This is a genomic window from Posidoniimonas corsicana (genome assembly GCF_007859765.1).
Lineage (GTDB): Bacteria > Planctomycetota > Planctomycetia > Pirellulales > Lacipirellulaceae > Posidoniimonas > Posidoniimonas corsicana.
In genome coordinates, this window is record NZ_SIHJ01000005.1 from 194,899 (window position 1) to 220,856 (window position 25,958).

The 25,958-nt window shown below is 67.8% G+C and carries 29 protein-coding genes; 6 read left to right on the plus strand and 23 right to left on the minus strand.

Translation table 11 applies throughout. The features are described 5' to 3' along the window. The first annotated feature begins 164 nt into the window (after positions 1-164). Positions 165-815 (plus strand): hypothetical protein, encoded by a 651-nt coding sequence (locus tag KOR34_RS24060; protein ID WP_146568683.1) that lies wholly within the window; start codon positions 165-167, stop codon positions 813-815. Positions 816-1,008: 193 nt separating this feature from the next. Here the strand turns inward: KOR34_RS24060 and KOR34_RS24065 are convergent, their stop codons facing one another. Beyond that, positions 1,009-2,208 (minus strand): extracellular solute-binding protein, encoded by a 1,200-nt coding sequence (locus tag KOR34_RS24065; RefSeq protein ID WP_228714756.1) that lies wholly within the window; start codon positions 2,206-2,208, stop codon positions 1,009-1,011. 88 nt (positions 2,209-2,296) lie between these two features. Here KOR34_RS24065 and KOR34_RS24070 point away from each other — a divergent pair, with 88 nt between their 5' ends. Both KOR34_RS24070 and KOR34_RS24075 read left to right on the plus strand, forming a co-directional pair. Continuing rightward, complete coding sequence (locus KOR34_RS24070; protein ID WP_146568684.1) at positions 2,297-3,052, plus strand: MBL fold metallo-hydrolase; 756 nt, start codon at positions 2,297-2,299, stop codon at positions 3,050-3,052. Positions 3,053-3,085: 33 nt separating this feature from the next. Continuing rightward, the gene (locus KOR34_RS24075; RefSeq protein WP_146568685.1) at positions 3,086-3,622 is read left to right on the plus strand and encodes a hypothetical protein; all 537 of its coding nucleotides are present in this window, start codon (positions 3,086-3,088) and stop codon (positions 3,620-3,622) included. 246 nt (positions 3,623-3,868) lie between these two features. On the opposite strand, the gene KOR34_RS24080 is transcribed toward KOR34_RS24075, so the two are convergent. The 3 genes from KOR34_RS24080 to KOR34_RS24090 all read right to left on the minus strand — a co-directional run bounded on the left by KOR34_RS24080 (position 3,869) and on the right by KOR34_RS24090 (position 6,956). Next, a complete protein-coding gene (locus tag KOR34_RS24080; RefSeq protein ID WP_146568686.1) occupies positions 3,869-4,366 on the minus strand; it encodes a nuclear transport factor 2 family protein in 498 nt (165 codons plus the stop codon). Between the two features lie 48 nt (positions 4,367-4,414). Beyond that, on the minus strand, positions 4,415-4,954 hold the full coding sequence (locus KOR34_RS24085) for a nuclear transport factor 2 family protein (RefSeq protein WP_146568687.1): 540 nt from the start codon (positions 4,952-4,954) through the stop codon (positions 4,415-4,417). Positions 4,955-5,612: 658 nt separating this feature from the next. Continuing rightward, positions 5,613-6,956 (minus strand): flavin-containing monooxygenase, encoded by a 1,344-nt coding sequence (locus tag KOR34_RS24090; RefSeq protein ID WP_197531707.1) that lies wholly within the window; start codon positions 6,954-6,956, stop codon positions 5,613-5,615. Positions 6,957-7,117: 161 nt separating this feature from the next. On the opposite strand from KOR34_RS24090, the gene KOR34_RS24095 reads away from it, so the two are divergent. Further along, positions 7,118-7,681, plus strand: a complete 564-nt coding sequence (locus KOR34_RS24095) for a helix-turn-helix domain-containing protein (protein ID WP_197531708.1) — start codon at positions 7,118-7,120, stop codon at positions 7,679-7,681. Between the two features lie 7 nt (positions 7,682-7,688). Here KOR34_RS24095 and KOR34_RS24100 read toward each other — a convergent pair whose 3' ends face one another. The 17 genes from KOR34_RS24100 to KOR34_RS26955 form a co-directional block, all read right to left on the minus strand. After that, complete coding sequence (locus KOR34_RS24100) at positions 7,689-8,333, minus strand: hypothetical protein (RefSeq protein ID WP_146568690.1); 645 nt, start codon at positions 8,331-8,333, stop codon at positions 7,689-7,691. Beyond that, positions 8,333-8,551: a hypothetical protein gene (locus KOR34_RS24105; RefSeq protein ID WP_146568691.1), complete on the minus strand. Its 219-nt coding sequence runs from the start codon at positions 8,549-8,551 to the stop codon at positions 8,333-8,335. Before KOR34_RS24105 ends, KOR34_RS24100 begins: the two co-directional genes overlap by 1 nt. A gap of 105 nt (positions 8,552-8,656) precedes the next feature. After that, on the minus strand, positions 8,657-9,811 hold the full coding sequence (locus KOR34_RS24110) for a phage major capsid protein (RefSeq protein ID WP_146568692.1): 1,155 nt from the start codon (positions 9,809-9,811) through the stop codon (positions 8,657-8,659). Between the two features lie 67 nt (positions 9,812-9,878). Beyond that, on the minus strand, positions 9,879-10,352 hold the full coding sequence (locus KOR34_RS24115) for a hypothetical protein (protein ID WP_146568693.1): 474 nt from the start codon (positions 10,350-10,352) through the stop codon (positions 9,879-9,881). Positions 10,353-10,401: 49 nt separating this feature from the next. Next, positions 10,402-11,262, minus strand: coding sequence for a hypothetical protein (locus tag KOR34_RS24120; RefSeq protein WP_146568694.1), 861 nt, complete (start codon positions 11,260-11,262; stop codon positions 10,402-10,404). 221 nt (positions 11,263-11,483) lie between these two features. Further along, positions 11,484-11,672 (minus strand): hypothetical protein, encoded by a 189-nt coding sequence (locus KOR34_RS24125; protein WP_146568695.1) that lies wholly within the window; start codon positions 11,670-11,672, stop codon positions 11,484-11,486. Between the two features lie 231 nt (positions 11,673-11,903). Next, positions 11,904-13,280, minus strand: coding sequence for a phage portal protein (locus KOR34_RS24130; RefSeq protein WP_146568696.1), 1,377 nt, complete (start codon positions 13,278-13,280; stop codon positions 11,904-11,906). A gap of 163 nt (positions 13,281-13,443) precedes the next feature. Then, positions 13,444-15,009 (minus strand): phage terminase large subunit family protein, encoded by a 1,566-nt coding sequence (locus tag KOR34_RS24135; RefSeq protein ID WP_146568697.1) that lies wholly within the window; start codon positions 15,007-15,009, stop codon positions 13,444-13,446. Beyond that, positions 15,006-15,446 (minus strand): hypothetical protein, encoded by a 441-nt coding sequence (locus KOR34_RS24140; protein WP_146568698.1) that lies wholly within the window; start codon positions 15,444-15,446, stop codon positions 15,006-15,008. The genes KOR34_RS24135 and KOR34_RS24140 overlap by 4 nt, the downstream gene beginning before the upstream one ends. 47 nt (positions 15,447-15,493) lie before the next feature. Next, a complete protein-coding gene (locus tag KOR34_RS24145) occupies positions 15,494-16,003 on the minus strand; it encodes a GNAT family N-acetyltransferase (RefSeq protein ID WP_146568699.1) in 510 nt (169 codons plus the stop codon). 20 nt (positions 16,004-16,023) lie between these two features. Next, positions 16,024-16,623 (minus strand): ATP-binding cassette domain-containing protein, encoded by a 600-nt coding sequence (locus KOR34_RS24150; RefSeq protein WP_146568700.1) that lies wholly within the window; start codon positions 16,621-16,623, stop codon positions 16,024-16,026. After that, complete coding sequence (locus KOR34_RS24155; protein ID WP_146568701.1) at positions 16,602-17,159, minus strand: hypothetical protein; 558 nt, start codon at positions 17,157-17,159, stop codon at positions 16,602-16,604. Before KOR34_RS24155 ends, KOR34_RS24150 begins: the two co-directional genes overlap by 22 nt. Next, on the minus strand, positions 17,156-17,392 hold the full coding sequence (locus KOR34_RS24160) for a hypothetical protein (RefSeq protein ID WP_146568702.1): 237 nt from the start codon (positions 17,390-17,392) through the stop codon (positions 17,156-17,158). Before KOR34_RS24160 ends, KOR34_RS24155 begins: the two co-directional genes overlap by 4 nt. A gap of 191 nt (positions 17,393-17,583) precedes the next feature. Continuing rightward, positions 17,584-18,417, minus strand: a complete 834-nt coding sequence (locus tag KOR34_RS24165; RefSeq protein WP_146568703.1) for a hypothetical protein — start codon at positions 18,415-18,417, stop codon at positions 17,584-17,586. 182 nt (positions 18,418-18,599) lie between these two features. After that, the gene (locus tag KOR34_RS24170; protein ID WP_197531709.1) at positions 18,600-18,755 is read right to left on the minus strand and encodes a hypothetical protein; all 156 of its coding nucleotides are present in this window, start codon (positions 18,753-18,755) and stop codon (positions 18,600-18,602) included. Next, positions 18,745-19,938 carry a S1 family peptidase gene (locus KOR34_RS26950; RefSeq protein WP_197531710.1) on the minus strand — a complete coding sequence of 398 codons (1,194 nt, stop codon included), beginning with the start codon at positions 19,936-19,938 and terminating at the stop codon, positions 18,745-18,747. Before KOR34_RS26950 ends, KOR34_RS24170 begins: the two co-directional genes overlap by 11 nt. After that, entirely contained in the window at positions 19,935-20,621 is a 687-nt protein-coding gene (locus tag KOR34_RS26955) for a hypothetical protein (protein WP_197531711.1), read from the minus strand. Before KOR34_RS26955 ends, KOR34_RS26950 begins: the two co-directional genes overlap by 4 nt. Positions 20,622-21,075: 454 nt before the next feature. On the opposite strand from KOR34_RS26955, the gene KOR34_RS24180 reads away from it, so the two are divergent. Then, complete coding sequence (locus KOR34_RS24180) at positions 21,076-22,221, plus strand: zinc-dependent alcohol dehydrogenase (protein WP_197531712.1); 1,146 nt, start codon at positions 21,076-21,078, stop codon at positions 22,219-22,221. Between the two features lie 189 nt (positions 22,222-22,410). Further along, positions 22,411-22,812: a CARDB domain-containing protein gene (locus KOR34_RS24185; protein WP_146568707.1), complete on the plus strand. Its 402-nt coding sequence runs from the start codon at positions 22,411-22,413 to the stop codon at positions 22,810-22,812. Positions 22,813-23,963: 1,151 nt separating this feature from the next. Here the strand turns inward: KOR34_RS24185 and KOR34_RS24190 are convergent. Next, on the minus strand, positions 23,964-25,061 hold the full coding sequence (locus KOR34_RS24190; protein WP_146568708.1) for an endonuclease/exonuclease/phosphatase family protein: 1,098 nt from the start codon (positions 25,059-25,061) through the stop codon (positions 23,964-23,966). Positions 25,062-25,276: 215 nt separating this feature from the next. After that, positions 25,277-25,825, minus strand: a complete 549-nt coding sequence (locus tag KOR34_RS24195) for a MogA/MoaB family molybdenum cofactor biosynthesis protein (protein WP_146568709.1) — start codon at positions 25,823-25,825, stop codon at positions 25,277-25,279. Between the last annotated feature and the right edge of the window lie 133 nt (positions 25,826-25,958).

Below are 25,958 nucleotides of genomic sequence, written 5' to 3' on the forward strand. Positions count from 1 at the left end.
GCCGGCGCAACGGGTCCGACCTTACTGGTATCGGTACCGATTGGGGCGAGCTTGAGGGTTGCTCCGGTCGCAACGCGAGGTGAGGCAAAAACGCGACACGCCCCGTCCCGCGAACTATCTTTGCGGGCGGCGCCAGCACTCACCACAAGTTGGAAACCACTCTCATGAACCGTCGACGATTCGCCTTCTGGGTAGGCATGGGCCTGTTCGGCCTGTCGGAGAAGCTGCGGGCCGACGGCCTGGACCAGCTAGCAGCGCTGGCGATGCGCGCGACCGAACCCAAGCCCACGCCCGCCGACCCCACCGCCGCCGCGGACGCGGTCCCGGCCGAGCACTGGACCCTCGGCGAGGACAGCCACTGGCGGTGGTTCGAGCGCGAAGAACTGATCGACGGCGAGTGGCGCGTGACCGGCATCACGACCCCAGTCAAGAAGATGACCGGCGAGCGGTACACGGAGAAGACCGGCTACCTGCCTGACGAGTTGGTCCCGGTCGAAGTGCGGCGCGGCAAGCAGACCGCTATGGACGACTCGGAGCCGATTCCCGAGCCCGACGACCCGCCTTCCGAACCGGGCGAGCCGCTGGCCGTCCGCCGCGCCCGCCACGGCCGCCCCCCCAGCAAGTGGCTGCGTAGCCTCAACGCCGAGGAACTCCGCACCTGGATGGCCACGGTCGAGATCCCCGAGGCCGGCGTCAGCGGCATGACCTTCTGGAACCACCTCACCCGCGACCACGGCTTCGGCCCCAAGAAGATCGAGGGCCTGAACGAAGAAGAGCAGGCCAAGCTGCACGCCGCGGCGCACTATGGGTACTAGAGGGTGGCTGGTGGTTGGCTGGCGCAGTGAACGAAGCGTCGCGGCTCCGCCGCGAACTCCCGTGCTAGATCACAGGTAAACTGTATCAAGCATAGGAACCTACACTCTGCCTCAATCCCTCCCCCTGCTGGGGAGGGAGATTTGAACGCGGCAGAGCCGCGACGATTCGTGGCGAATCCAAGCTCAGCGGCCCCTACTGCGCCGCGGTGAACTCTTCCCGCAGGAACTCCGCGGCCTTGTCCCAGGCCTGGGCCGCTTCGGCGAAGTCGACCTGCATCGGCTTGACGGTGGCGGGGGTCTCCACGCGGGGCTTGGCGGTGGTCCTCTTGTTGAGCGGGATCTGCGCGCTGGGGCCCATCACCAGCCGGCCCTCCACGTCCGGCGACAGCAGGTAGTCCACCAGCTGCCGCGCCGGGCCGGGGTTGGGGCAGTCCTTCAGGATCGCCAGCGTGTTGGGGATGAACAGCGTGCCAAGCTGGTCGTCGTCCTGGTCGGGGTAGATGATCGTGACCGGCGCGCCGGCCTCGACCTCCAGCATCGCGTCGTCGGTGTCGGTCAGCCCGAAGGCGAGCTGCCCGCTAGCCACCGCGCGGGCCACCTGACGGTTGCCCGACAGGATCCGCGCGTTGCGCTTCACGCCCTCGAAGAAGTCCTTGGCGTCGCCCTCGCCGAGCGCTACGAACAGGCAGGCGGCGTGGGTGGCGGTGGTGCCGAACAGCGGCTTCGCCACGCCAACCCGGTCGTACCACTGGGCGTCGATGATGTCGTTGATGGAGTCGGGCCGCCGCGCCTCGGCAATGATGTTGGTGTTGACGATCAGCACCCGCGCACGGGCGGCGAAGCCGTGCCACGCGCCCGCTGGCCCCTGCGCGTCGGCGGGGTAGTCGGCGGCGGCCGGCGACGGGTACGGCGCCAACATCCCCAGCTCTTTGAGCCGCAGCGTGTGCAGCGCCTCGTTGTTCCAGAACACGTCGCAGCGGGGCCGGTCCTTCTCGGCGATCAACGCGCTGACCAGCCCGGTGGTCTTGGTCGACTCGCCGTCGAACTTCGGCTTCACCGTGATGCCGGTCTGCCGGGTGAACGCGTCGAAGATCGGCTTGGAGAACTCCTGGTCGAGCGCCGTGTAGACCACCACTTCCTGATTGGCGGGCTGGCTTCCTGAGCCGCAACCGACCGCGAGGGCAAGCGGCGCAAGGCAGATGAGCATCAGCGCGGCCGACAGGAAGCGATTGTGGATCTTGGATTGCGGATCTCGGATCCGGTGGTTGTCGCGGCCGCCATACTTCAATCCGCGATCCACAAGCTGAAATCCGAAATCGCCCGCCTCCAGTGCTTGCCGAGCGATGTAGGTGGTGATCTCTGATTTCACGCTCTCGCGTCCGAGTCGGGTCATGCCGATCATCCTGATTGTCGCCGCTGGGGGCGGCGTGCTAGACTTGCCGAAGAGTGGTTCGTACTACCATCTTAGGGCGCGGTGACTGATGAAGCTTGTTCTCCTCGGTTCGGGCGGTTACTTCCCGAACCGCCGCCGCCACACCGCCTGCCTGATGATACCCGAGATCGGCGTGGTGCTCGATGCCGGCACCGCCGCCTACCAGATCCAGGACCACCTGCAGACCGAGTCGCTCGATCTGTTCCTCACGCACGCGCACCTGGACCACGTGTTCGGGCTCACCTGCCTGCTGAACCTGTACAACGGCGACGGCGCCCAGCACATCCGCGTGCACGGCCAGGCAGAGAAGCTGGAGGTGATCCGGCGGTGCCTGTTCAACGAGCTGCTGTTCCCGGTCGCGCCGCCGTTCCGCTCCGTGCCGCTCGCCAGCCACTTCGACCTGCCCGAGGGCGGCCGGCTGACGTGGTTCCCGCTGGAGCACCCCGGCGGCTCGGTCGGCTACCGTCTGGACTGGCCTGGCGCCAACAGGCCGGGCCACAGCCTGGCCTACGTCACCGACACCACCGCGCGGCCCGACGCGCCGTACCTCAAGCACATCCAGGGCGTGGACCTGCTGGTGCACGAGGCCTACTTCAACGACGACCAGCACGAGATGGCCGAGCTGACCGGCCACAGCTGCGTGACCGCGGTCGCGCAGAACGCCGCCGCGGCGGGCGCCAAACGGCTGGTCATGGTGCACATGAACCCGATGTGCGAAGCCGACGAGCCGCTCGACCTGACCAAAGCCGAGTCGATCTTCCCGGGGCTGGTGGTTGCTGAGGATGGGATGACGTTGGAGTTCTGAGCATCAATAGGTCAGGCTGCTTGAAATGCCAAAATGACGACATCTATCCAATCGATCGTTGATACCGAGGCCACGCTGGAGGAAGCTGACGAACTTGCACGTATCGTCGTTGCGGACCTCTGCGATCGTGGCATCACCCTGCCCACTCCCCAGACGCACGAATACCTCACTGACGGTCCTCGATATGCCACTGGGCCAAGAGTCTTCGACGCGGCAGATAGTATCAATGACTGCTTTCCTTGTGGCATGGACGTTTCCATTGGTCGCAATGTCTATGACACGGGTGAGCTCGGATTCGAACTAGCCTGTCCAAACTGCCAGCATGAGTTCGACCCAGAGACGCTTGAATGGGCCGGACCGGTCAGTCAGTGGTACGAATCTGGCGCCGTCGACCAGCTCACGTGCTCAAAGTGTTCCACATCAACGGCTTTCACGGATTGGTTCACACCACCCTTCGGCTTCGGCAACTTGGCGTTCAGTTTCAATGAGTGGTTTCTCAAGAGAGAGTTCGTAGACTACGTATCCGACCTGCTTCAGCATCAAGTCGTGTGGGTCAAGGCTCAATATTGATTAGCCAGCTGTCTCTTGTGGCGGCTTAGGATTCACCTGTGATGGGCGACAACTCGTCATTTCATTGGCAACGAACCGGCCAATCCAATGGCGGTGCACGCAACGCGCTTCTTTTAGTTCCGCCACCTCGAACACCCCTATCCAACAGTCGTACTTCGAACGGTCCCCCAGATTCACGACCGGCAGGGCTACTCAACATCTTCCGTGATAGAAGTCCGCAGCCGAGAGCGACTTCCTGGGCGCCAACTACATCGGCTCACCTAGTTCCCGATACGCGTCCACCAGCCGCTGCACCAGCGGCGCTAGCGCCGGGTCGGCGCCGAGCAGGTCGAACGAGGGGTCGTCCGGCAGTTGATCGGCGACGACCCACCGCCGCGCGAACAGCCACGCGCCGTCGACCTTGCGGACCTCGTCCTCGTAGCGGCCAAGGAACGCAACCCGGTAGCCCTGCCGCGTCGCGAACGTGGCGACCGTAGTCGAGCTGCCCGTGGCGGACTCGCCGCCCGGGTCGATCTCGAAGAGCAGCGACGTGTTCAGGTGCCGCGACCCTAGCTGCTGGTGGACCCGCCCGTAGGCGGCGATCTTCTGCCGGCCCCGCAGCCCGTGGTCGCCGAACCCGAACACGCCGTCGGCGGTGAAGCACTCGGCCCACGCGTCGATGTCGTGACGGTCGAGCGTCAGCGTGTAGCGGGCGCACAGCTCGTAGATCTTCTGCTTCTCGACCCAGGTCTCCAGCTCGGTCATGGGAAGGGTCCTTCGCGTGCGAGATCAAATGGGAATAGCTGAACGCCGTCAGGCAGTTAGCCGCTGGATGAGCTGATTGAACGGGGCGTTTTCGTTGACTAGCGGGTCGCACTGCGCGGGGCCGAGCAGCGGGAGCGTCTGGTCGAGAATCCCCAGCTGGGCCAGCGCGGCGGCCTGATCCCAGTAGATGTGCTCTGAACACATTTTGGTCCCGTTGAATCCGATGATCCCAACGTGCGGCATCGACAGGCTGCGGCCGGTCGGCTCAATCCCCGGCGCAAACCAGTCCATGCGGACCGTGTGGGTAAAGTGCACGATGAACTCGTCGATGCCCCGGCCCTGCCCCACGCTGCGCGTGATCAACTCGAGCCGAAAGTCCGGCGGCGACTGCGGGATGAAGATGTCGCGGTAGAACCGGCGCACGGCTTCTTTCCCCCGGGCGCCGGTGCTGACGGGGACGTGGATCAGCACGGCGTCATCGGTCATGGTCTCGACGGCGGCGTCCGCGTCCTTCCGCTCGAACTCGGCGGCCGTGTGCTCTTCCCAGACGTCGATGAGCTGCTGCTGGGCGTCTGTGAACTCGGTCATCGCGATGCCTCAATTGCGAGTGGAGAAGCCGGGTACGAAGTAGGTGTTATAATTGCCAACAACCGTCAGGAGTGCATCGGCGAAGGTAGGCGACAGGTGACAGCTATCCAAGTCGGGCAAGCTAGCCATACGCCACCTTCGTGCGGTAGGGGCAAGGGGGTAGATTGAGACAGTTCCTCTGCCGATCCATTGCGCTGGTCGAGAGCGGCTCATGCTCCAGAGAGTTATGAAAGAACGGGAGGCGGTTTTGAACCCGTATGAGCCTAGTCAGTCGCCGTTGGCCGGGGGCGGATCTGGGCGCCCAAGATGGTACAAGCATTGGACCGCCGGAGTGGCGGCAGGCTTGGCGTTCTATTGCTTTGCGCTTGTTGCGGTGGACGATCCGTTCTTTTGCACCCCTGAGCCAGCAAGGTACCTAGCCTACATGATAGCGTATCCATTCGAGTACATTGTCGTGTTCTGCCTCCCAGTTGGTGTATGTCCAAAAAGAGCCTCGGACTTGTTGGTGTTCGATTGGTTTCACTACCTGACGTCGACTTTGATTTGGGCCTCGGTCGGGGCAATCCTGTTTCGTGTGCTCTTCAAAAGTGATGACTACCAGCCGGGCGCCATGCCTACACGCGACAGCGGATAGGCATACGCCGGGCGTTCCTCCGGCTCAGGGCCGCGACAACCGGCGGTACAGCTTCTCCAGTCGCCGGCGGTAGCTGTGGTGCTCCACCTCGACCGCGTGGCGGGGGGAGTCGACGTACCGCACGCCGCCCGACAGGTTCGGCGTTTCGGTCTGCTTGACGCGCTGCAGCTCGGCTGCCGACGCGCGGCCCTGGTGCAGGCCCTTGAGGTACGCGGCGATGCACTTCGCCTGGCAGTCGACCAGGCCGAACTGCCCGCTGTCGGGCTGGATCAGCCCGGCGACAAACAGGTCGTCCCGCTGGGGGTGGAACACGTTGAGGTACAGCCGCGGCGCGCCGTCCCGCCAGTTGAGCTCGGCGCGGTCGATGAACGGCAGCGAGATCTTGAACCCGGTGGCGAACACGATCAGGTCGAAGTCGCCGGTCGAGCCGTCGGAGAACCGCGCGCCGCCGGGCAGCAGCTCGACCACGTCCGGCACGACCCGCAGGTCGCCGTGCCGCGCGGCGTCGACGACCGTCGAGTTGATCACCGGGTGGCACTCGAACAGCTTGTGGTCCGGCTTGGGGAAGCCGACCGCCTGCGCGCTGCCTTGCGTGAGGAACAACACGCCCTTGGCGTACAGCCGCCGCATCCAGAGCGGCATCCGCATCCACAGGCCGCGTTCGCCGCAGACGTCGATCGGCGTGCCGTGGAAGAACTTCGGCAGGATGTGGTAGCCGCGCCGCAAGCTGAGGCAGGTGGAGGGCGCTGTGCGCGAGCTCTCCACCGCGATGTCGCAGCCCGAGTTGCCGCCCCCCACCACCAGCACGCGGCGGTCGCGAAGCTGGTCGGGCGTCTTGTAGTCGCTGGAGTGCAGCACCGTGCCGTGGAACTCGCCCGGCAGCTGCGGCAGCCGCGGGTCCCAGTTGTGGCCGTTGGCGATCACCAGGTGGCTGTAGCAGCGCGTCTCGCCGCTCTCGGTCGTCACGCGCCAGCCGTGGTCGGCATGGCGCTCGACGCTGCGCACGCCAGAGTTGTAGCGGATGTGCTCGTCGAGCCCGAACCGCCGGCAGTAGTCCTGCAGGTAGGCCAGCACCTGGCGGTGGCCCGGGTACTCGGGGTACTCCTCGGGCATCGGGAAGTCGGTGTACTCGGTGAGCTGCTTCGACGAGATCAGGTGCGTCGACTGGTAGATGCTGCTGTGGGGCTTGCCGAAGCACCAGTTGCCGCCGAGCTGGTCCTCGCGTTCCAGGCACTCGAACGGCAGCCCCGCCTGCTTCAGGTTCTTGGCGACCGCCAGGCCCGAGCTGCCGGCGCCGATCACGCCGACCGACCGAACGGCCGCCGCGGCGGCCGCGTTAAGCTGTTGCTGTATCGTGGGTTGCTGCACTGACTGCGTAAGGGGCAAGGAAGGAACTCGCGTCGCGGTCCCGCACGATCCGCGTGCCGGACGCCGCGCGGATTTGACGTCCCCTGCGGCCGAGTGTACTTTTGTATATCGTCCCAGGCCGCCCGTCGGGCGGCCGGCTCACCCCGACCAGCATGCCTGCTTTGAGCCATCTTGCCAACTCTCCGCTCGGTTCCACGGCCCTGGTCGCCCACAACGTGCGGCGGCTGATGGCCAAGCACGGGCTGACCTACGAGGACGTGGTCGAGGCGTCGGGCCTGGACTCGCGGACTATCCGCGGCATCGTGCGGGGCGTCAAGCAGCCGCACGCCAAGACCGTGCGGCGGCTGGCCGAGTCGCTCGGCGTCGCGTCCGAGGAGCTGTTCGCCGCGCCCACCGGCATGACCGCCGAGGCGTTCGACCTGGCGACCAACCCGCTGGTGGCCGAGCAGGCCGCCGCCCGCCCCGACCTGTTCGAAGACTGGACGCCGTCCGACTACGCGGAGCTGGCCAGCCGGTTCGGCGTCGGCGGCGCGCTGACCGCCGAGGGCGTGCTCCGCGAGGCCCAGCGGCTCAACGAGAACCGCGACCTGATCGACCGCGCCCGGCTGGTGCTCGAGTCCGACCAGGCGGACGTGCTGGCCGCGCTGATCAACGTGCTGCACCAGCGCGTGACCAGCATCGACCGCCAGGTCTGCAACATCGAGCCCATCAAGAAACGCCGCTGAGGGAGCTTCACGCCGCGGCCAGCGTCCGCGTGACCTGCAGCACCGGCAGCGCGTCCAGGCGGCCGTCGTCGAGGATCCGGTCGACGCGGTACTCGGCGCCGTCGGCCGCAACCACCTTCTCGCACAGCTCCAGGTCCTCCACTTCCGAGAGCGACACGGTGAACGTGCTGGCGGTGTCGGTCGGCGCGGCGTTGTAGTCGTGGTCGACCGCCAGCGGCTGGATGTGCGCCAGCGCGTCCTCGGCGATCGTGCTCCAGCCGGTGACCTCCGGCCCCGACCCCAGGTCCTCCCACACCGGTCTCTGCAGGTCGACCAGCACGCCGACCTGCTCGCTCACCTCGATCCAGCGCGCGGCGCAGCGGCACCGCCTGCCCGGCCCCCGGCGTTCGACCTTCAGCACCACGTGCACCTCGCCGCCGTGCAGGATGTCGTCGCCCACGGAGGGCGGGTCCTGGCCGCTGGGCATCGGCAGGTCCCACAGCAGGTCGTCGATCAGCACGCCGCCGCCGGGCGGCTGGTCGTCGCTGGTCGACCGGTCGACCAGCCGCGCCGCATCGATCTCGACCGTGCCGCCGGCGGCCCGCGCGAGCGTCACGCCCTCCAGCCCGTCGATCACCTCCACAAAATCGTCGTCCGCGTTGAGCAGAACCATCAGCCGCCCCCTCCCCGTGATTGAACCTCGAATACCTCGCACTCAAACAGTCTGCGGTCGCACCAGTCGACCGTCCGCTGCAGCGACTCGACGTACTCCTGCCAGTGCACCCGCTGCCCGTCGAGCCAGTAGGTCGGCTTGGGGTCGCCGCGGATCTGTTCAATCTGGTCGAGCGTCTGCGCGCGGATCGCTTGCAGCTGGGTGGTGTCCGTTGGCATGGATGAACGATCCTTTCAGTGAGAAGACCCCCTTCCCTAGCCCCTCCCCCGACGCGGGGGAGGGGGACCTCAGTTCCCTCCCCCTTTGGGGGAGGGAAAAACGAGCTACCCGGTACACTTCACCACGTACCGCGGGTTCAGCACCGCCGCGGCGCCCCGTTCGCTCGCCTTGAAGCGGAGCACGATGTCGTTGGTGAAGTCGGCCTCGCTGCCGATCGGCGCCTGCGTGACGGTGATCGGCCAGTTCTCCATGTAGGCGAACGCGCGGCGCAGGTCGCCCAGGAACCACCACTTCTGCGCGTCCTCGGCGGTCTCGCCCGCGGCGATCACGCGGCGGTACGCCAGCCGGCTCTCCTTCACCGTGTAGTTGCCCAGCGGGTTGGCGGCGGTGGTGGTGGTCTGGCTGGCGGCGTCCGTGTACGCGATCGACGACCCGTTGAACACGCGGTGCGCCGCGTGCCGCGCGGCCGGCATCACCACCACGTGCGTGGCCCGCAGCAGCACCGGCTCGCCCGTGGCCGGGTCGAGCATGTCGGCGAACAGCTGCTCCGCCTTGTCGACGTTCTTCCAATCCTCGAGCGCGTTGCCCGCCAGCACGTTCTTCCACTCACTCGACGACTGGTACGTGTCATGAGCGACGCCGTTGTGCTTGTAGTTGTTGGTCACGCCGATCAGCAGATCCAGCAGCCGTTTCTCCTTGTTCAGGCCCAGGATCTCGCCCACCTCGGCCGCCCGGGCGAGCACCAGGTTGGTGCGGTCGAAGAACACGGCCTCCTTGGTTACCGGCACGATGAAGCCCCGCTTGGAGGTCGACGGCGTTTCGATGTAGTCCTCGCCGAAGCCGAGGCTGGGGTACGGCATGCCCGGTTCGACCTCGTCGATCGTTTCCGCGACGCGGTTCACGCCGGGGATCTTCTCGCCGTCGAGCCGCGTGGGGATGCTGTCGACCAGCTTCGAGACGACAAACGCCTCCTGCTGATAGGCCTCCAGCACCTTCGACCGCACGACCTGCCCGGCCACGTTCTGGAACGCGGTTACGTCGACGCCGTCGCCGGCCTCCTGCAGGCTGACGCCGTCGGCCCGCGGGTCGAGCAGCCGCACCCACTCCCGCCCGTCGGGCACGAGCGCCTCGGCCAGGTCCCGCAGGCTGAAGTCCTCCGGGCGGAGCTGCCGCTCCTCGAGCGCGGTGGTCAGGTGCTCGACGGTCTGCCGCGCGCCGTCGAGTTCGTAGCGTCGTTTGAGTTCGCGGTAGTTCAGCATGGTTGGTCCTTGGATGGTTGTAGGTTGGTCGCTGCTACCCCCCCTCCCCCACAGGGGGAGGGAGTTCCTATGCCACGGCCTGCACGCCGCCGCGGGCGATGCTGCTCACCAGGTCGACGAGCACGCGGCTGGCGGCGTCGGGCGCCCTGGCGGCGCAGCGGCCGATGGCCGAGCTGACGCCGCCCACAGCGGCGACCTTCTGGTCCTCCAGCGCGTCGCCGGCGGCGTTCTCCGCAGCGCCGATCAGGTCGCCGACCTCGAAGGTGGCGGCGTCGCACTCGAACTCGAAGACGCCGGTCGTCGCGACGCGGATCGGCTTGGCGTCGCCCGCGGCGCTCTGCTGCATCGCCACGCCGGCGAACACGCTGTGGAAGGACTGCTGGTTCAATGACGCCGAGCCCTGGTCGAACAGGTCGCCCGCCGGCCGGGCGTCGTCGGTCTCGAGGTAGAGGAGGTCGCCGATCTCGATCTCGGTGGCCGCGTCAACCGCCATCACCACCGGGTTGGTTGCGCCGTAGCGCCATCGCATCGTGTTCGCCATCTGCTGTAGCTCCTAGAGAGAACGGAATGGGAAGTTCGGTGCGCCGCGGTTACCGTGGCGCACCGATCGCGCGGACGAAGTCGCTGGTGCTGGCCGGCCGCCCCGACGGGTCGCCCAGCAGCTGCTGCTCGCGGGCGAGCGTCATCGGGCCGAAGCTGTCGCGGGCCGCCTCCTGCAGCAGGCGGGCACGGTCGACGACCAGCCGCTCGAGCACGGCCGGATCGGCCGTCTCCATCAACGCGTGCAGGAACGCCGCGCCGACGGCCGACTCGCCATCGCCGGTGGGACGCAGGCCGTGCTCGGCCAGCAGCCGGTAGACCCGGGCCTGCTGCTCCACCTGCCGCAGGGCGTCGGTGAGCGACCGCACCTGCTCCTCCAGGCCCGGTTGGTCGGCCTCGGCGCTGCGCTGGTGCTCGAACAGGCCGTCGGTTGTGGCCGGGTCGGCCACCAGGTCGACGCTCCGCACGTGCTCGATCGCCTCGACGATGGTCTGGCCCTCGCGCTGCGCGGTGCGGGCCAGCACGTTGTGCGACAGGCCGACGTTCTGCGGCGCGTGCTCCGCGTCCCACACAAGCTGCTCAGCCAGCGGGTGCTTCGGGTTGAAGTGCAGCGCCGCGAACAGCCCCTCGCCGGGTCGCAGCTCGACGCCGCGGATCACGCCCAACCGGTCGCGGTAGTCGCGCGGGGCGAGCGGGTCGCCCGCCGGGTGGTTCACGTTGACGCGGGCGCCCTCGTACAGCGGCGCCGCCCGCCGCAGCGCGTGCTCCTGGTACCGGCGCTGGTTGCGGGACGTCAGCCCCAGCAGCTTCACGCCCCGCAGCACGCTCGCCGCGCGGTCCAGCCGCAGCGTCTGGTCGCGGGAGTCGACGTACTCCTGAAGGGCTCGTGGTTTCTCGTTGACTTCGGGCATGGCTCTCCTCGCTCGGGGCACAAAAAAAGCCCACCGAGACGCCGCGCGGGCGCCAGGGTGGGCTCGAAGGGGATGCCTGACGGGTGTCAGGCTCGTTCGATACCGTCGATTGCTCCCCTCCCCTTTGGGGGAGGGTTAGGGTGGGGGTGCAGTGGGGCAGACCTTGCCGGTGCTCACCCCCACCCCGGCCTCCCCCACAGGGGAGGGAGTTACTTGGCCTCCTAAACCTTGATCTGTTTTTCCGTGGTGACCTTCACCTGCTGAACATGGCCGTCCTGCAGGGTGACCGTCATGGTCGCCGCGCCGAAGTAGCCCGGCCGGGCAACCTTGGTCAGCATCTCGGCGAGCACCGCCTGTGCATGGCTCGCCTTTTCCGCCCGCGTTCGTGTTGTCGTGTGGGTTGTTCTCATGCCCTAAAGATCTTCGATCAGGTGGCCGGTTTCTACAAAGAAATGGGGCGAATCAATATGTTGTGCAGGGATAGTTTTAGGGCACAAGTTTGTTGCTCGGAACGGCACTGGAGTGCGATTCCTAGCGCGGGATTCTGGGGGTTCGACTCCACACTGGGGCGACAGGCGAAGCCTGTCTCGCCACCAACCACCAACCACCAACCACCACCTGCCACCAGCCACCAACCACTACTACCCGCGCTTCGCGTGCATCGCCAGGTTCATCTGCTCTTGGTCATAGTCCAGGCCGAGGCGGCGGCTCCAGGTTTGGGGGGAGAGCACGCCGACCGCGTGGGCGATCTTATTGACGTTGGCTTCCTTGAGCGGGTCGCGCACCTCGAGCGACGGCGGCGTGACCTGCACCTCGATCAGCTCCCGCACGTTGCGCGGCAGCCGGCCTGCTTGGGCGGCGTTGTCGATCACCCGCCACATCACCTCACAGTCGTCCTGCACCAGGGTCGCTTGCAGCCGCTGGAACATCCGCACCGCGGGGCCCTCGGCCACCATGGTCGACGCGTAGCTGGCGTTGGAGGCGTCGCTCGTGAACATGAACTCCGGCATCACCAGCCGCGCGGCGATCGCCCGTAGCTCCGCCTGCAACACCGCCACGAAGCGGGACGCGTCGATGCCGGTGGCGGGGAACTCGTACTCCAGCCCGGCCGGCGCGTCGAGGATGGCGCCCGGGCCGTACTGCGTGACCCGCTGGGTGCGGCCCTGGGAGTCGACGGTGGTTTGGGCGGCGGTCTCATCGGCGAAACGCTCGACGCCCGCCCGCGTTCCGGTGCGGTGCCGGCGGATCAGCGCGATGGCGGACTGCACCTCGGCCACGACGCTCATGTTCCTGAGCAGCCGCTCCGCGCGGCGGAGGTTGCTCCGCACCGCGGCGAACAGCGGCAGGCCACGCCGCACGTTGGCGTCCACGTTCGCCTTGCGGTGCTGCACCTGGTTGGCCTGCACAAAGCGGCCGTCGACGTAGTAGCCCTGCACCCGCTCGACGTCGGCTGGGTCGGTCACCACGCCGAACCGCGCCCGCGGGTCGCGGGCGGCCCGCTCCGGCGCTGCGACCTGGTCAGGCTCGATAAAGCGCACGTGCGTCTGGCCGCCGGCGGTGAAGAACCGCAGGAAGGCCTCGCCGTCGCGGTCCAGGCGGCGGACGATCTCCTGCTGGCGGCTCTGCCAGCGGTTCTGGTGGCGGAACTCGTCGATCACCGCCTGCACCCGCCCGGCGAGCTCGTCCGACGCGTGCGTCCCCTTGCGTGGCGTGGCGAGGTACACGTGCCCGGCGCCGACCAGGTAGTTCACGCGGTTCTCGTGGCCGTTGATGGCGAACTCGTTGCCGATCGCCAGCCGCCGGCACTCCTCCCGCAGCCGCGACAGCCCCAACTCGTCGAGCGGGCCATCGGCCCGCGACCGGCCGGCAGCCGCGAGCGGCAGCCACCACTCCCCACCGTCGCCGGCGTAGGCGTCGCGGGGGTCGACAAAGTCGTCCCACAGGCTGTCGCACGCCTCGCTGAGGCGCTGGCGAAGCCTGTTGATGGTGGGTTCGACATCGGGGAAAACTTGGGACATGCTTGGGCTCCTTCAATGAGCGTGAGTCACTGTCGATCGAACATGCGGCACACAGCGCCGCCAACCGCTGCCCTCCTGTCAGAGGAAAAGGTTAGATAGGCAATCTCGACTTCGGCGCGAACGGCGAGGCGTAGCTCGCCACCAACCACCAACCACCTACCACCTACCCACCCCGCCAAACTTCCTCCGCTAGGCGCACCGCCATCTCTAATGCGTCGGGGCCGTCGTCGTGCGTGGCGAGCGGGAAGTCCTGCAGCTGCTCGATCAGCAACCGAGCGCCGGGGGAGTTGCGGCGGAAGCGGAGCCGGCGTTGCGACAGGTACGGCCCCAGCCGGCGGATCCGCATCGCCTTGCTGGTGTGGTTGTGGATCTCGGCGATCGAGCGGCCCAACTGGCCGCGGCGGCGCAGCTCGGTCTGGAACTCGGCCGCCAAGAGCTGCTGCCACTGGTTCGACTCGACGCCGAACGCCTGCGGGCGGAACGCCTGGAGGTGCGCGGCGCCGTCGGCCACCATCTGCGCGGTGGGGCGGCGCTGGAGGTCGGCGTCGATGTGCAGCACCCCGCCCTCCCCCACACCCAGCAGCACGTAGGCGGAGTAGTCGCCGTGCCGCGCGTCGGCGCCCTTGCTCGGGTCGAGCGACAACACGCGCAGCCGCAGGCCGGCGGGCCACTCGTCGAACCAGGCGTGCGGGCCGAAGTAGTCGGCGGGCCACTCGCACCGCTCGGGGTCGATCGGCCGGCCCTGCTTCTCGCGCTCGAACGCGGTCTCGCCGCCCTCGACGCGCTGCCGCATCAGCGTCAGCAGGTCTTCCTCCTCGGGCCACAGCACGCGGGCGCCGTGGTCCATCTCGGCTTGGCGCTCGCGGTAGAACGCCTCGGCCTGTTGCGGTGCGTCGTCGACCGGCAGGCAGTACAGTCGGCGCCACTCGTCCCACAGCGGCTGGTTGGTCGGCCACGCCTGAACCGCAGCGAACACCCGCGAAGCCCAGCCGGGCGAGGTGTGCAGCCGCGGGGCGAGCGCGTCGCGGTGCAGCGCCGTGGCCAAGTTGAGCACGTTGGTCCGCGCGTCGCCCGCCTTGAGCAGCGTGCCGAAGAACCACTGGCGGCTGCTCTCGCGGAGCCGGGCGGAGTCGATGTGCTGGTCGTTCTCGATGTCGTCGCAAACGATCAGGCTCGGACGCGCGGCGCCCATCCTGCGTCCGCGGAGCCGCTGACCGGCGCCGAACGCCTCGATCACAACATCGTTGCTCAGCCGGATGGACGACGCCCGCCACCACCGCGGCGTCCGTGCGGCCGCCGGGTAGGCCGCCCGCAGCCGCGGGTTGTCGGCCAACTCTTGCTTGAGGTTGTGCAGGTGGTTCTTGGCCTGGCTTTCGGTGGCGGACAGGATCCAGATGTACCGTTCGCCGCCGGTGACCGCGGCCCGCAGCACGGCGGCCAGCGTGCCCACGGTGCTCTTGGCGCCACCGCGGGGGCCGATCAGGTTGACCTTCACGCCCCGCGTGTGGCGCATCGCGTCGACCTGCTGGCCTAGCCAGCGGTGCATGGCCGACGGCGGCTTGCTGAAGTGCCGCGGCAGGTAGCTCCGACCCCAGGCAATCAAGTCCTCGGGCTCTTTCTCCTCGGCCGCGTCGGACACCGAGATCGCGCGCGATACCTCGTGCAGCGCCCGGGCGACCCGCTCGGTCGACCAATCGGCCGGAAGGATGCTCGATCCGTGCATGGTCATTGACGCCCCTCCTGCGAGCTCGGCGGGCCGCCCGCCAGTTCGCCAAGACGCGCCGCCAGCCGCACCCGCTCGGCGTCGCCGGCAACCTCGCGCTGGATGGCGTCGTTGACGGCGGCCAGCAGCTTCGTCAGCTCGGGCTTGGAGAGCGCGTCGGTCGCGCGGCGGAGGTAGCCCTCCGGCGCGGCGTTCTCCAGCCACCAGATGGCGGCCCGGTAGTTCTTCTCGTCCTGGATCGCCCGCATCACGCACCGCATGTGCGCCAGCTCGATGGCGGCCTCGGAGCGGCGGAGTTCTCCGGCGAACGCCGGGTCGGCGGCGGCCGCGGCCGTGATCTGCTGCGGCGTGCAGCCGACGTACCGCGCCGCGGTCGCGCGGCGACAGCCCACCGCGGCCAGGCGGCTGAGATCTTGTTTCTGTGTTTCGGTGAGGTTGTGCATAGGTACTTGCTTTGGTTGGCTGTCCCGTGGCTGGCGCCGTGGGCTGATTAGGCCGCGGCGCCAGCCACGGGACCGGTGTACTCGAATGAAACCACCATCCGGCCACTGCAGTCGCGGTAATTGGGGTGCAGGTGGGTCTTGGGGGTGCGTTGGCGATTCCGCTTCACTCCTGACGTCCGCCAACGCGTCGACCGCTGGCAGTGGCCGATCAGCGCCGGGTGGCTGGTGGTGACGCTGATGCGGAAGCCCTCCTCGCGGTGCAGCTGCGCCACCGCCTCGACCACGCGCGAGCCGATTCCAATCCCCTGGTAGTCCGGCAGCGTAACAATGCGAGTGAACCGCCGCCGGCCCTTCTGCCCAATCACCGGCAGCGTCGCACAGAACGCCACGGGCGCGCCGTCCCAGGTCGCCAGGTAGCAGCGGGCCTGCGGCGCCAGCGAGCCGGTCAGATAGTGATGGCGCGCAAACAGCCGCCACGCCTCCAGCCGGCAGCGATGGATCTCCAGTCGGATGGCTGGTCGTCGAAGACACCCCCTTGCCAACCGCCGGTCGGCCATGTCGAGCGTCCAGTCGGGCGTCAGCCAGCGCGCGCCACGTCGTAGTGGCAGGTCACGGCGACAAACCGCTTGTTGACCCGCCCACCGCGGATCGCCTTGGCCACCGCCGCCGAGCAGACCCGCGCCACATTCCGGTCGACGACGCTGGTGAACTCGTCGAAAACGACGAGTTGGCTGTTGGCTCTAGGCTGTTGGCCTGCGGAGTTGCCTCCCGCCATCGCCAACGCGCGGGCCAGATCGCAGCGGAACTGCTCGCCGCGCGAGAGAACCCTGTACGGTTTGATCCAGGATGGTGGGGAGCTGAACCCGACAGCGGTCAGCAGCCCGACCGTGTCGCGGACGCCGAGCGGCGCGAACGCGTCGACCACTGCGCGATCGGCGGGCCAGTCGGCGGACTCGAAGAGCTGATCCCCATACGCCCTCCTTGCGACGGTCGTCTTGCCGCTGCCCGAGGGGCCGACGATCAGGCCGATCCGCCAGTCCTCGTCGAGGTCGGGCAGGTCGACTGTAAACCGCTCGCTCGCCCGGTCGGCCAGCGGCACGTCGAACAGGCCGGCGGCCTGCTGCACGCGGAACGAGTCGTGCACGGGGCACTCGACTACAGTGTCAACACGCGGCATTTGCGCCCCTCCTCTCGCATAGCTTGGTAAACCTGTTGCTGCTCGGCCTCGTCGGCGCAGTCGACCACCACTTGGTAGGTCTCGGGGATGTCGAGGTCCGGCAGGTTGGCCGGCACGTCGACGCCCGTTGGGTTGGCCTGCTCGGCGAGTACGTCGAACAGTGATTGCAGCTCGTCGCTCTGTGTGTCGACGTTCTCCAGCAGCGAAGCCAGCGCCCCGCGGTCGACGCCCGCCAACGCGGCGAGTGGGTCGTGCGTGGCGAGCAGCTTCTGGGCCTCGGCTTCGTCCAGGTCGACCACCAGCACCGGCACCACGGCGTCGGGCGTCAGCTCGGCCCGCAGGTGGCCGTCGATCAGCTGCAGCGACCCGTCGGGGAGCTCACGGGCCACCAGCGCGTCGGCGTAGCCGAGCTCGCCGAGCGCCGCGGCCATGGCCACCCGCTGCCGCTCGGGGTGCGTGCGCCAATTGAGCGGATGAGGAAGGAGCTCGCCCGCACGCACGCGGCGCAGGTCCTTGATGCAATCTCGCACGTTCATTGTTCGTCCTTTCGTAGGAGCAGCCGCACGTCCTGCTGCAGGCGTTTTACCTGCGCGTCGAGGTGGCCGAGTTCGGCGTCGATCCGCGCCTGCCGCGCCCGCACCGCGGCCGCGGCGTCGTGCACCTTGTAGAGCGTCGCGCCGACGAGCATCAGCACGGTCAGCGCCAGCGAGCAGAGCCCGCCCCAATCGGCGGGCGCCAGCCGTACACGGTCGTAGGAGATGCGGGTCATTTGGTGGTTGGTGGCTAGTGGTTGGTGGTTGGTGGCGAGCCACGCCTCGCCGGTCGCGCCGGGGGGTTTGGGGTGGCATCAATCCCCTCCCCCTCTGGGGGAGGGTTAGGGTGGGGGTGCAGTGGGGCAGACCCTGCCGCTGTTCACCCCCACCCCGGCCCTCCCCCAAAGGGGGAGGGAGACCTAGGCGCCTAAGGCGCCGGCGGGATGATCGGCGCGGCGGTCGACGCACCACCTGCGTTGGTAGTGCCCGGCATGACGCCGTCGCTCCGAATGCCGCTGTAGAAGTTCGTCAGGTTGGTCGGCCACGGGCTGATGTCGGCCGGCAGCTCGGTGACCGGGATTCCTTCGGCCAGCACCTCCAGGCGGTCCTCCGTGAACACGCGGTCCAGCCGCGGCACGGTGTCGACCATCTCGGTGGCGGTAAAGAACGCCGACGGGTTGTAGGCCGCCAGATCCGCGTCGGTGAGCGCGAAGCCGTCGGCGATGGCCGCCTCGCGGGTCTTGCCGAACAGCTCGATCGCCATGTTTGTGTAGACCCGCTTCACGTACTGGCCGACCGTGCCGGCGAACGCGGTGGAGATCTCCATCTCCTTGCGGTTCTCGGTGTGCTGCATCGCCTCCGAAAGCGACACCAGGATCAGCCCCGCCCAGCGTCGCAGGAACGGGTTGCGGACCTTGAAGTACGGCACCGGGTACACGCGGAACACCTCGCCGGCCGGCCGCGCGTGGGTCACCTCCATATTGTCCACGCCCGACGGCACCGCCCTACCGGCCAGCACGTTGGCCGCGCGGAGGTACAGCTTGTGCACCCGCTTGCAGGTGTTGATCGACGGCGGGATCCGCAGGTCGGCGTCCTCGTGGTGCATGATGTGGAACAGGTTGCGTCCCACCAGCTCGACCCAGTCGAGCACCTGCGGGTTGAGGCTCCCGACGTCGTTCGACCAGTTGGGCACCGCGTACCCCGCTTCGCCGAACACGCCGACGTTGTACCAGAGGACCGCGTCAGTGTTGGTGATTGGCATTGGTAGGTTCCTTGTTGGTGTGTGGGGAGTGGTGGGTGGTGGGTGGTTGGTAGTAGCCGGCGAGCTACGCCTCGGCGGAATCAAAGCCCCTCCCCCTGTGGGGTAGGGTTAGGGTGGGGGCGCCCCGTGTACCCGCTTCCCCCTACCCCGGCCCTCCCCCAACGGGGGAGGGAGTATTCGCCTCACTCCGCGTTCATCTGCTGCTTGATCAACGAATCAAGCGTGGTCAAGACCTCCACCGCCCCGGGAAACTTGCGGGCGACCTGTTCGCTGGCCCACTGGTGGGCTTTCGCGAAGCGGTCGTTCTCGTAGGGAACGTAGTGCGTCTCACGCAGCACGTTCGGGGGCGGTGGAGGGGTATCGACGGCCACGGGCCGGCTCTGCTGCTGGCTCCACTCGTAGCGCTGCTGATCGGTCTCCTGCTTCCGGCTGAAACCCGCCGGCCCGCGGACCTCCCGGGCCGCGGCGGTGGGAGATGCGGCGACGCAACAGCAGCTGCGCGGCGAACACCGCCACGCCCAACGGACCTCCCACGCCTAGCGCCGCCGCCAGCGTGCCCAACGCGCCGGCGATCCACTCGCCTTGTTCGCTGGACGCCGGCGTCGAGCCGCCCGGCGAACGGCGGTTTAGCTCGTCCAGATCGCTGAGCGTTGCGTAGCGGTCGAGTTCGCTCCGCTGCACGCAGTCGCCCGAGCATTCACACTGGCAGTCGCACTTTGGACTCGACGCCGGCTTGGCGGCGATGTGAGGCTCGCTTGCAACCGGCGGAACAGTCGACGCAGGTTCGTCTCGCGGCAGCTTCTCGAGCAGCTTTGTCAGCGGCGGCCCGGCAGTGGCGTAGGTGGTCTGCCCGCGGGCGCCCCACACGACGCCGACCACCAGGCCGCGTTCGTTCAGCACCGGGCCGCCGCTGTCGCCGGGGCGGACCGCGCCGTGCATGACCAGGCTCGGGTAGCTGGCGCCCTGCGGCGTGGAGCGGCCGGCGAGCTCGCCCCGCACCGCGCGGAGCCGGCCGTCGCCGCCCAGGCCGATCGCGACCAGCGTACGGCTGTCGGCGTACTCGGTCACCCTGACGGGACGCGTCCGCGGGACCGTTGTGGCGAGCACCGCCAGGTCGTGCGCGTCGTCGGTGGCGAACACCTTGGCCGGCGTCGCCGCTTCGTCGGGGAACTGGACCGAGAGGTCGCCGACGCCGTCGTCCAGCAGGTGCCGGCAGGTCAGCACGTACGCCCTGCCGGCCTCGACGTGCACCAGCGTGCCGCTGCCAATCGCGTCGCCGCCGCCCAATCGGTTCCGCACGCGGCACACAGCAGCGGTGATGTTGGGGCCGACCGGCACAGCCCGCCACCGCGGCTGCGGCGCTGGCGCGGACTGCCAACCGCCCGGTGGCCGGCACTGGCCACCCGGGCACTGGCCGCGGCAGGCGGCGACCATCGCCAGCGTGGCCGCGATTGAGCAGGCCGCCAGCAGGCAGGTCAGCGCGAGCCGCCGCTGCCGTTGTCGTTGGTAGTTGCGCGTCACTTGCCATCTCCGCTGAGGGTGAATCGGTACTCGTAGAACGGGCTGCGGGCGAGGTCGGCCGGCTCGGTCAGGCGGTCGGCCAGGTGCGGAACCGGGTCGACGCCGCCCGCTACGCGGTCGGCCAGCGCGCACGCCTGGCTGCAGAACGGCGGCCGGCTGGCGGCGGCCTGGTCCTCGGTCTCGGGCCGCACGAACAGCCGCACCAGCGGCAGGTGCAGCAGCGCCGCCCGCAGCACCGACCAGTAGCCGTAGTCGCACCCGGCCAGCAGCCGCATGCAGCGGGCCGCGGCGGCGCGGTCGTAGTCGGTCCAGCGGCCGCGCGGGTTGACGGCGAACACGTCGATGCGTGCCGGGCAGCGGCGGACCTGGCTGGCGAGCGTGACTGCGCGGCCGCCGTGCCACTCGCGGACTTCCACGCAGTACAGGTCGGCGCCCCAGCGGACAGCCTTGGCCGCGTGCGAGTGTTCGCCCCGCCCCGCAGCCGCGATCAGCCCACGCCGCCGGAACAGCAGGAGGTCGCCATCGCGGATGTGCGGCGCAGCCTCGGCCAGGGTTCTCATCACGCGTTTCACGGTTTGATTCCTGTTTGAGTTGATGTCCATCAGGTTTCTGGCGACCAGCACGACAACCGCTTGGGCGCCCGGGGGCGCTCCCGCAGGGAAGCCCCCGACGTGAGCCGGCAATGGGGAAGCGTCGGGGGCTTCCGCTATCGCGGAGCGCCCCCGGCGCCCGAGTAGCCATTCGTTCAGGGCACGAAAAAAGCCCGGCCCAAAGGGCGCCGCGTGTTGCGACGCTCCCTCGGGCCGGGCTCTGCACAATACTCACAGGCGGCGTGCGCCCTGAGCTCGGCTGGATGCCTCAGTTGTGCGTGTAATCTACCGCGCGGGGTGGCCTGGTTTCTACAAAGAAGTTGAGAGAACGATCAGATCACTGAGAGCACCGTTAGCCAGACCTAGCGCTCACACTCACCAAGTATCACGCGCGGCGGGCGCGACGCAAGGTTCACCCGCCCGGGCTCGTCGGAAGTCCGCGTCTTACGGTTTCAGACACCTGTGACCGATAGACCGATCGCGCGCGGACGACTATCAAATCAGTACGAATCCACAGATGGCAACGCGAGAGACCAGGAGGACAAGCTTGAAGGAGCTGCAGTTTATCCGGGCCGGACGGCTGGAGTGGCGGGAGAAGGAACCACCCACGCTTCAGCACCCGCAAGACGCGATCGTGCGCCCGTTTGTCGCCGGTCGCTGCGACGGCGACACGCTGCCGATCCACCGCCCTGTTACGCGTGCGATGCAGATCGGCATGCACCTCGGGCTGATCGATCCTGTGGTCCGCTCGATCTGCGGCCCGGCGCCCTTCAAGGGGCCGTTTGGGATCGGGCACGAGTGCGTGGCGGAGGTGATCTCTGTGGGGGAAGAAGTTCGGAGTCGCCGAGTTGGGGAGGTGGTGGTCGTGCCTTGGGCGGTTTCGTGCGGCGGTTGTCCCGAGTGCCTGCGGGGCCTAACGGCGAAGTGCTCGACCACTCGATCAGAAGTCCTCGCGGCCTACGGCTTTGGCGCCAAGTGTGGCTGCTGGGGGGGCATGGTTGTCGATGAGCTGCGCGTCCCCTACGCGGACCACATGCTGGCGCCGGTCCCCGCCGGGGTCGACCCGCTGCGGGTTGCGGCGGCGAGCGACAACCTGGCGGACGCTTGGCGGTGTATCGTGCCGCCACTACGGGAGCGGCCCGGCGGATCGGTGGTCGTGCTGGGGGGCGGCGCGCTGAGCATCGGGCTCTATGCGGCGGGGCTGGCCGTCGCGCACGGCGCCGCTAAGGTCGACTACATCGACCACGACGCCGCGCGACTCGAGATCGCGTCCTCGTTCGGCGCCGATGTGATCCCGCTGAAGTCGGCCAGCCGGAAGTCGCTGGCCGACCGACTGCCCGGCCGGTACGACATCGCCGTCGAAGCCTCCTCACGCGCCGACGGGGTGCGGTCGGCCCTGCGGCTGCTCAGGCCCGGCGGCGTGTGCACGCCGGTCGGCTACTACCTGTCACCCGGCACCAGGCTCCCGCTGATGCACATGTACGCCAACGACGCGACGCTCAAGATCGGGGTGTCACACGTCAGGCCGGCGCTGCCGGAACTGCTGCAGTTCGTCGCCGATAACGACTTTCCCGCCGAGCGGGTCACCACACTGACGGCCGACTGGAACAACGCCCCCACCGCGTATGCCGCCCGCACTACCAAGCTGGTGATTCACAGGGCGCCGCGTCTTCAAGGCGACGCAGCAGGCTAAGTGCACCGCGGGCCACCGCGCGGGTTCGCTGGTTGCGGTGCGTCCTCGCTTCTGGCAAACCCAGCGGAGATTCTCTACCGACTCGTAACAGGCGTGCGGCGCCTGCGTACGAGCGGGCACTTACCCGTTACTCATGGCCGGCCACGGCGCCGGCCGCACACGACTACCTAACCTAAGGAGAATCTTTCGATGCAACGCGTATTGTTTGCCCTGGCCGGCCTGGTGCTCGCCGCCAGCAGCCTGCCGGGCGCCCAAGCCCAACAACCCCGCCAGAACCAGGGGCTCCCCAAGGTCGACTTCCAGATCGGCCAGATCGGCCCGCTGGGCCAGGGGATCGCCATCCAGGTGAAGAACGGCGGGTTCGCGATGTCGCCCCCGACGAGCGTCTCGGTTAACGTGCACGACGTGCAGAGCCGCCGGCTGCTGCTGGCCAAGAGCCTCAACGTGCCCGCCATGCACCCCGGCCAGACGCGGCGGGTGATTGTGGTCCCGTCGTCCACGCAGGGCGTGATGGTGCGGGCGCAGATCGACCCGCGCAACCGCGTGCCGGAAACCAACGAGCGGAACAACACCCGCACCGCGCGGCAGTAACGCTCGTGACAATCTGACTCTCACCGGGAGCCGGTCCTTTGGGGCCGGCTCCCTTCCCCTCGTTGGTAGGACCTTTTGACAAGCACGCGTCTCCCTTTGCCGAAGACGTGTTTCTATTGCAGGTTGTCCTGCGACTCGAAGAAGCTGCGAAGAGCTGGATCCGCGAGTATCCGCTCGGCGGCGGCGTCATTTGAGCGAAGCCAGGCTTCGTCGAATGGCCACGGGTGCTTCAGCTCCGGTGTGCCCAAGAACGGCCATTGCTCTAGCTTGGGCGGAACATATCTGGGGTCTCTCGTTCCATCTGGGAGAAACGTGGCTCTACATTTTTCTCCCCAAAATCTCAAATACGCCGGAACTGAACCCGCAAGAAGATAGTCGGGCGTCCAGTGCTGCTCTAGAAAGACGACGCAGCCTCTCAGCGGCGAATCCCCGCAGTGAACACAACTGAAGTCTCCGCTACCGTCGTCAGTTAGTGGAAGCAGCACGGCATGGATGCTATTGCCGTCACCTAGCCACCAACTCAACCTCTCCAATACCTGAGAAACGGGATAGAGCCTTGCAACTTCATCCTCGAGTCCTAGTTCGATCCCATCACACGTCAACCAAAGCTCCCGAAGTGATTCTGGAGCATTGGGAAAGTGCTTGTAGACCTCATTGACTAGATCTGGATCTGCCGGCGTTCCAAAGCGCCCCATTGGAAACGCGCGTCGCATTTGGGCTAAGGTTTCTTCTAGCAAATCAGGTGGCCCATCTCTTTTCGCTTTCACGCCCGACCGCGATCTGCTGAGTTGCACTAGTGTCTGAAAATAGTCTAGCTGCTCGCAATCACCAAACTCTACCTACGTATTTTAATCCCTCTATCGGCCTCCAAGATTACTGTAGAAACCGGCCACGCCGCGCGGTCCAATAGGCGTACGCAGGGTGCGATAGATCGCTGATCGGCGGTCCATAGCCGCGGCAAGTTCGGTCCGACTTTTGTCCCTATTGGCGCGCCGGGTGGACAAGAGTCGGCCGCCGCAGAACGCGAAGGGAGCGATCAACGCTGCTATACAAGGGTGGAACGAGCCAGCGGGCTTGAGGTGAGGCCCGACTTTTGTCCCTAAAAATCGATAGCGCCAAAAGGGACAAAAGTCGTGGAGCGGCGGCGAGGGTCAGCGTGTCGGCTGGGTGGGCCGGGTGGCCATGCGGCCGGGGTCGCCGCTCTCGTAGATGCTGAACTCGGCCCACACCGGCAGGTGGTCGGACACCAGCTGCGCCTGGTCGGGCGACAAACCCCACACGCCCTGCACGTCGATCACGCCGGAGCGGCCGGTGAACTCGGTGGTGGCGCCGCGGTGGATCAGCAGGTTGTCGTTCAGCTTGGTGCCCGACGTGTTGGTGGCTTGGTCGCGGATCACCGGGTACAGGTAGGTCAGCCGCCCCAGGCCGCCCAGGTCCGACGGCCGCAGGCTGCGGCTGCCGGGCTCGTTGCGGTACGGGCTGGCCGCCTTGACGTTGGTGTTGAGGTCGCCCAGCAGGATGAGGTCGTCCTCGCCGACGCCGTTGCGGGCCACCTGCTGGTAGACCTGGGCGAGCGCGTCGAACTCGACGTCGGTCTCGTCGGGGTCGGTGTGCATGTTGATCACGATGAACGTGAACGCCTGCTGGGGCGGCGCGCCGCGGGTGCGGAACATGGCCACCTGCGGCTCGCGGTGCAGCAGGTCGTCGGGGTCGTCGACCGTGTAGTGCACCTGCGGGTTGATTTCGAGCTTGGCGGTGTCGTAGACGATGGCGTACTGCTCTTTGTAGCTGCTGCGGCCGAGCCGCGGGCCGACCACGCGCGAGTAGCGGCGGCCGGTGTTGTTGACGTACTGGTCGAGGAACCGGTCGATGAAGTACTCGTCCTGCGTGGTGACCTCCTGGATCGCCACGAGGTCGAGGTTCTGGACAATGGCGCCGAGCGTCCTCATCACGTACGGGTTGCTGGCCTTCTTGTCGCCGAACTTCTCGATGTTGTAGCTGGCGATCTTGATGGTGGAACCGGGCGCGGGCTGCGAGGGGACGTAGCCGGCCGAGCTGGGCGACGGCGGCGCCTGCGGCTGGTAGCCCACCGGCCCGACGCCCTGCCCCTGCTGCTGCGAGGCCTGCTGCACCGCGTTCTGGCCGGCCGCCACCACGCGGCTGAGATCCTTGAGGCTCATGCCCTGCGTGAACATGTAGCCGCCGCCGAACAGGCCGCTGAGCGCGAGGAGTGATAGAAGACGTCGCACGGCGCCCCTCCTTGGGCACGGGCAGAAAGTCGGAGGCTCCGCGCGCAGGCCGGCGCGCGAGCGGGGAGCCTAGGCAATCCCGGCGGCGCGGGCTAGGTCAATGCGGCGGGTGCTAGCGGGGTGTGTGGGAACACGTTGCTAGCTACACGCAGCTAGCCGAAGGCCAGCGCCATGGGCTGGGGAGAAGACGAATGCGAGTAGTGAAACGCGAAGGACTACCCACCGCGGGCCTGGCCCACCAGGTGCGACAGCTCCGGCAGGATCAGCTTCTCCATGGCCAGCCGCACCGCGTTGGGGCTGCCAGGCATGGTGAGCAGCACCTTGCCGCCAATCACACCGGCGGTGGCGCGGCTGAGCATCGCGGCGGGGCCGATCTGCTGGTAGCTGAGCATGCGGAACAGCTCGCCGTAGCCGGGCAGGGTCTTGTCGAGCAGACGCTCGACCACGTCGATCGTGTTGTCACGCGGCGCGATGCCGGTGCCGCCGGTCAGCAGCACCGCGTCGACCTCCTGGTGGACGGCGAGCGTGTCGAGAAGCTGCTCGATGGCAACCGGCTCGTCGGGGATGATCCGCCGCTCGGCGACCGTGTGCGGCGAGCTGTCCAGCAGCTCCAGGATCGCCGCGCCGCCGCGGTCGTCGGCCTCGGTGCGGGTGTCGCTCACCGTGACCACCGCGCAGCGGACGGCGGCCGGCGCGGCGGCGCGGTGCTGGTCGGGCGGCGCGGGAGCCCCTGCTGGTGGGGGGTCGTGCGGGTGGGGGGGCATGGGCGTCTGGCGGGGAATAGCTACGACGGATCTACCGATTGCAACGAACGGCCGCCGCCGAAATAGTCGCCAGCCGCCGCCGCGGGCCCTTATAATAGAACACGCCCGGCTCCCCCACGAGCTGCCCCCGGGC

What these genes read in the sequence shown, in the direction of transcription:
- KOR34_RS24060 (WP_146568683.1), top strand. Translation starts at nt 165, where the DNA reads ATGAACCGTCGACGATTCGCCTTCTGGGTAGGCATGGGCCTGTTCGGC.
- KOR34_RS24065 (WP_228714756.1), bottom strand. Translation starts at nt 2,208, where the DNA reads ATGACCCGACTCGGACGCGAGAGCGTGAAATCAGAGATCACCACCTAC.
- KOR34_RS24070 (WP_146568684.1), top strand. Translation starts at nt 2,297, where the DNA reads ATGAAGCTTGTTCTCCTCGGTTCGGGCGGTTACTTCCCGAACCGCCGC.
- KOR34_RS24075 (WP_146568685.1), top strand. Translation starts at nt 3,086, where the DNA reads ATGACGACATCTATCCAATCGATCGTTGATACCGAGGCCACGCTGGAG.
- KOR34_RS24080 (WP_146568686.1), bottom strand. Translation starts at nt 4,366, where the DNA reads ATGACCGAGCTGGAGACCTGGGTCGAGAAGCAGAAGATCTACGAGCTG.
- KOR34_RS24085 (WP_146568687.1), bottom strand. Translation starts at nt 4,954, where the DNA reads ATGACCGAGTTCACAGACGCCCAGCAGCAGCTCATCGACGTCTGGGAA.
- KOR34_RS24100 (WP_146568690.1), bottom strand. Translation starts at nt 8,333, where the DNA reads ATGGTTCTGCTCAACGCGGACGACGATTTTGTGGAGGTGATCGACGGG.
- KOR34_RS24105 (WP_146568691.1), bottom strand. Translation starts at nt 8,551, where the DNA reads ATGCCAACGGACACCACCCAGCTGCAAGCGATCCGCGCGCAGACGCTC.
- KOR34_RS24110 (WP_146568692.1), bottom strand. Translation starts at nt 9,811, where the DNA reads ATGCTGAACTACCGCGAACTCAAACGACGCTACGAACTCGACGGCGCG.
- KOR34_RS24115 (WP_146568693.1), bottom strand. Translation starts at nt 10,352, where the DNA reads ATGGCGAACACGATGCGATGGCGCTACGGCGCAACCAACCCGGTGGTG.
- KOR34_RS24120 (WP_146568694.1), bottom strand. Translation starts at nt 11,262, where the DNA reads ATGCCCGAAGTCAACGAGAAACCACGAGCCCTTCAGGAGTACGTCGAC.
- KOR34_RS24125 (WP_146568695.1), bottom strand. Translation starts at nt 11,672, where the DNA reads ATGAGAACAACCCACACGACAACACGAACGCGGGCGGAAAAGGCGAGC.
- KOR34_RS24130 (WP_146568696.1), bottom strand. Translation starts at nt 13,280, where the DNA reads ATGTCCCAAGTTTTCCCCGATGTCGAACCCACCATCAACAGGCTTCGC.
- KOR34_RS24135 (WP_146568697.1), bottom strand. Translation starts at nt 15,009, where the DNA reads ATGACCATGCACGGATCGAGCATCCTTCCGGCCGATTGGTCGACCGAG.
- KOR34_RS24140 (WP_146568698.1), bottom strand. Translation starts at nt 15,446, where the DNA reads ATGCACAACCTCACCGAAACACAGAAACAAGATCTCAGCCGCCTGGCC.
- KOR34_RS24145 (WP_146568699.1), bottom strand. Translation starts at nt 16,003, where the DNA reads ATGGCCGACCGGCGGTTGGCAAGGGGGTGTCTTCGACGACCAGCCATC.
- KOR34_RS24150 (WP_146568700.1), bottom strand. Translation starts at nt 16,623, where the DNA reads ATGCCGCGTGTTGACACTGTAGTCGAGTGCCCCGTGCACGACTCGTTC.
- KOR34_RS24155 (WP_146568701.1), bottom strand. Translation starts at nt 17,159, where the DNA reads ATGAACGTGCGAGATTGCATCAAGGACCTGCGCCGCGTGCGTGCGGGC.
- KOR34_RS24160 (WP_146568702.1), bottom strand. Translation starts at nt 17,392, where the DNA reads ATGACCCGCATCTCCTACGACCGTGTACGGCTGGCGCCCGCCGATTGG.
- KOR34_RS24165 (WP_146568703.1), bottom strand. Translation starts at nt 18,417, where the DNA reads ATGCCAATCACCAACACTGACGCGGTCCTCTGGTACAACGTCGGCGTG.
- KOR34_RS24185 (WP_146568707.1), top strand. Translation starts at nt 22,411, where the DNA reads ATGCAACGCGTATTGTTTGCCCTGGCCGGCCTGGTGCTCGCCGCCAGC.
- KOR34_RS24195 (WP_146568709.1), bottom strand. Translation starts at nt 25,825, where the DNA reads ATGCCCCCCCACCCGCACGACCCCCCACCAGCAGGGGCTCCCGCGCCG.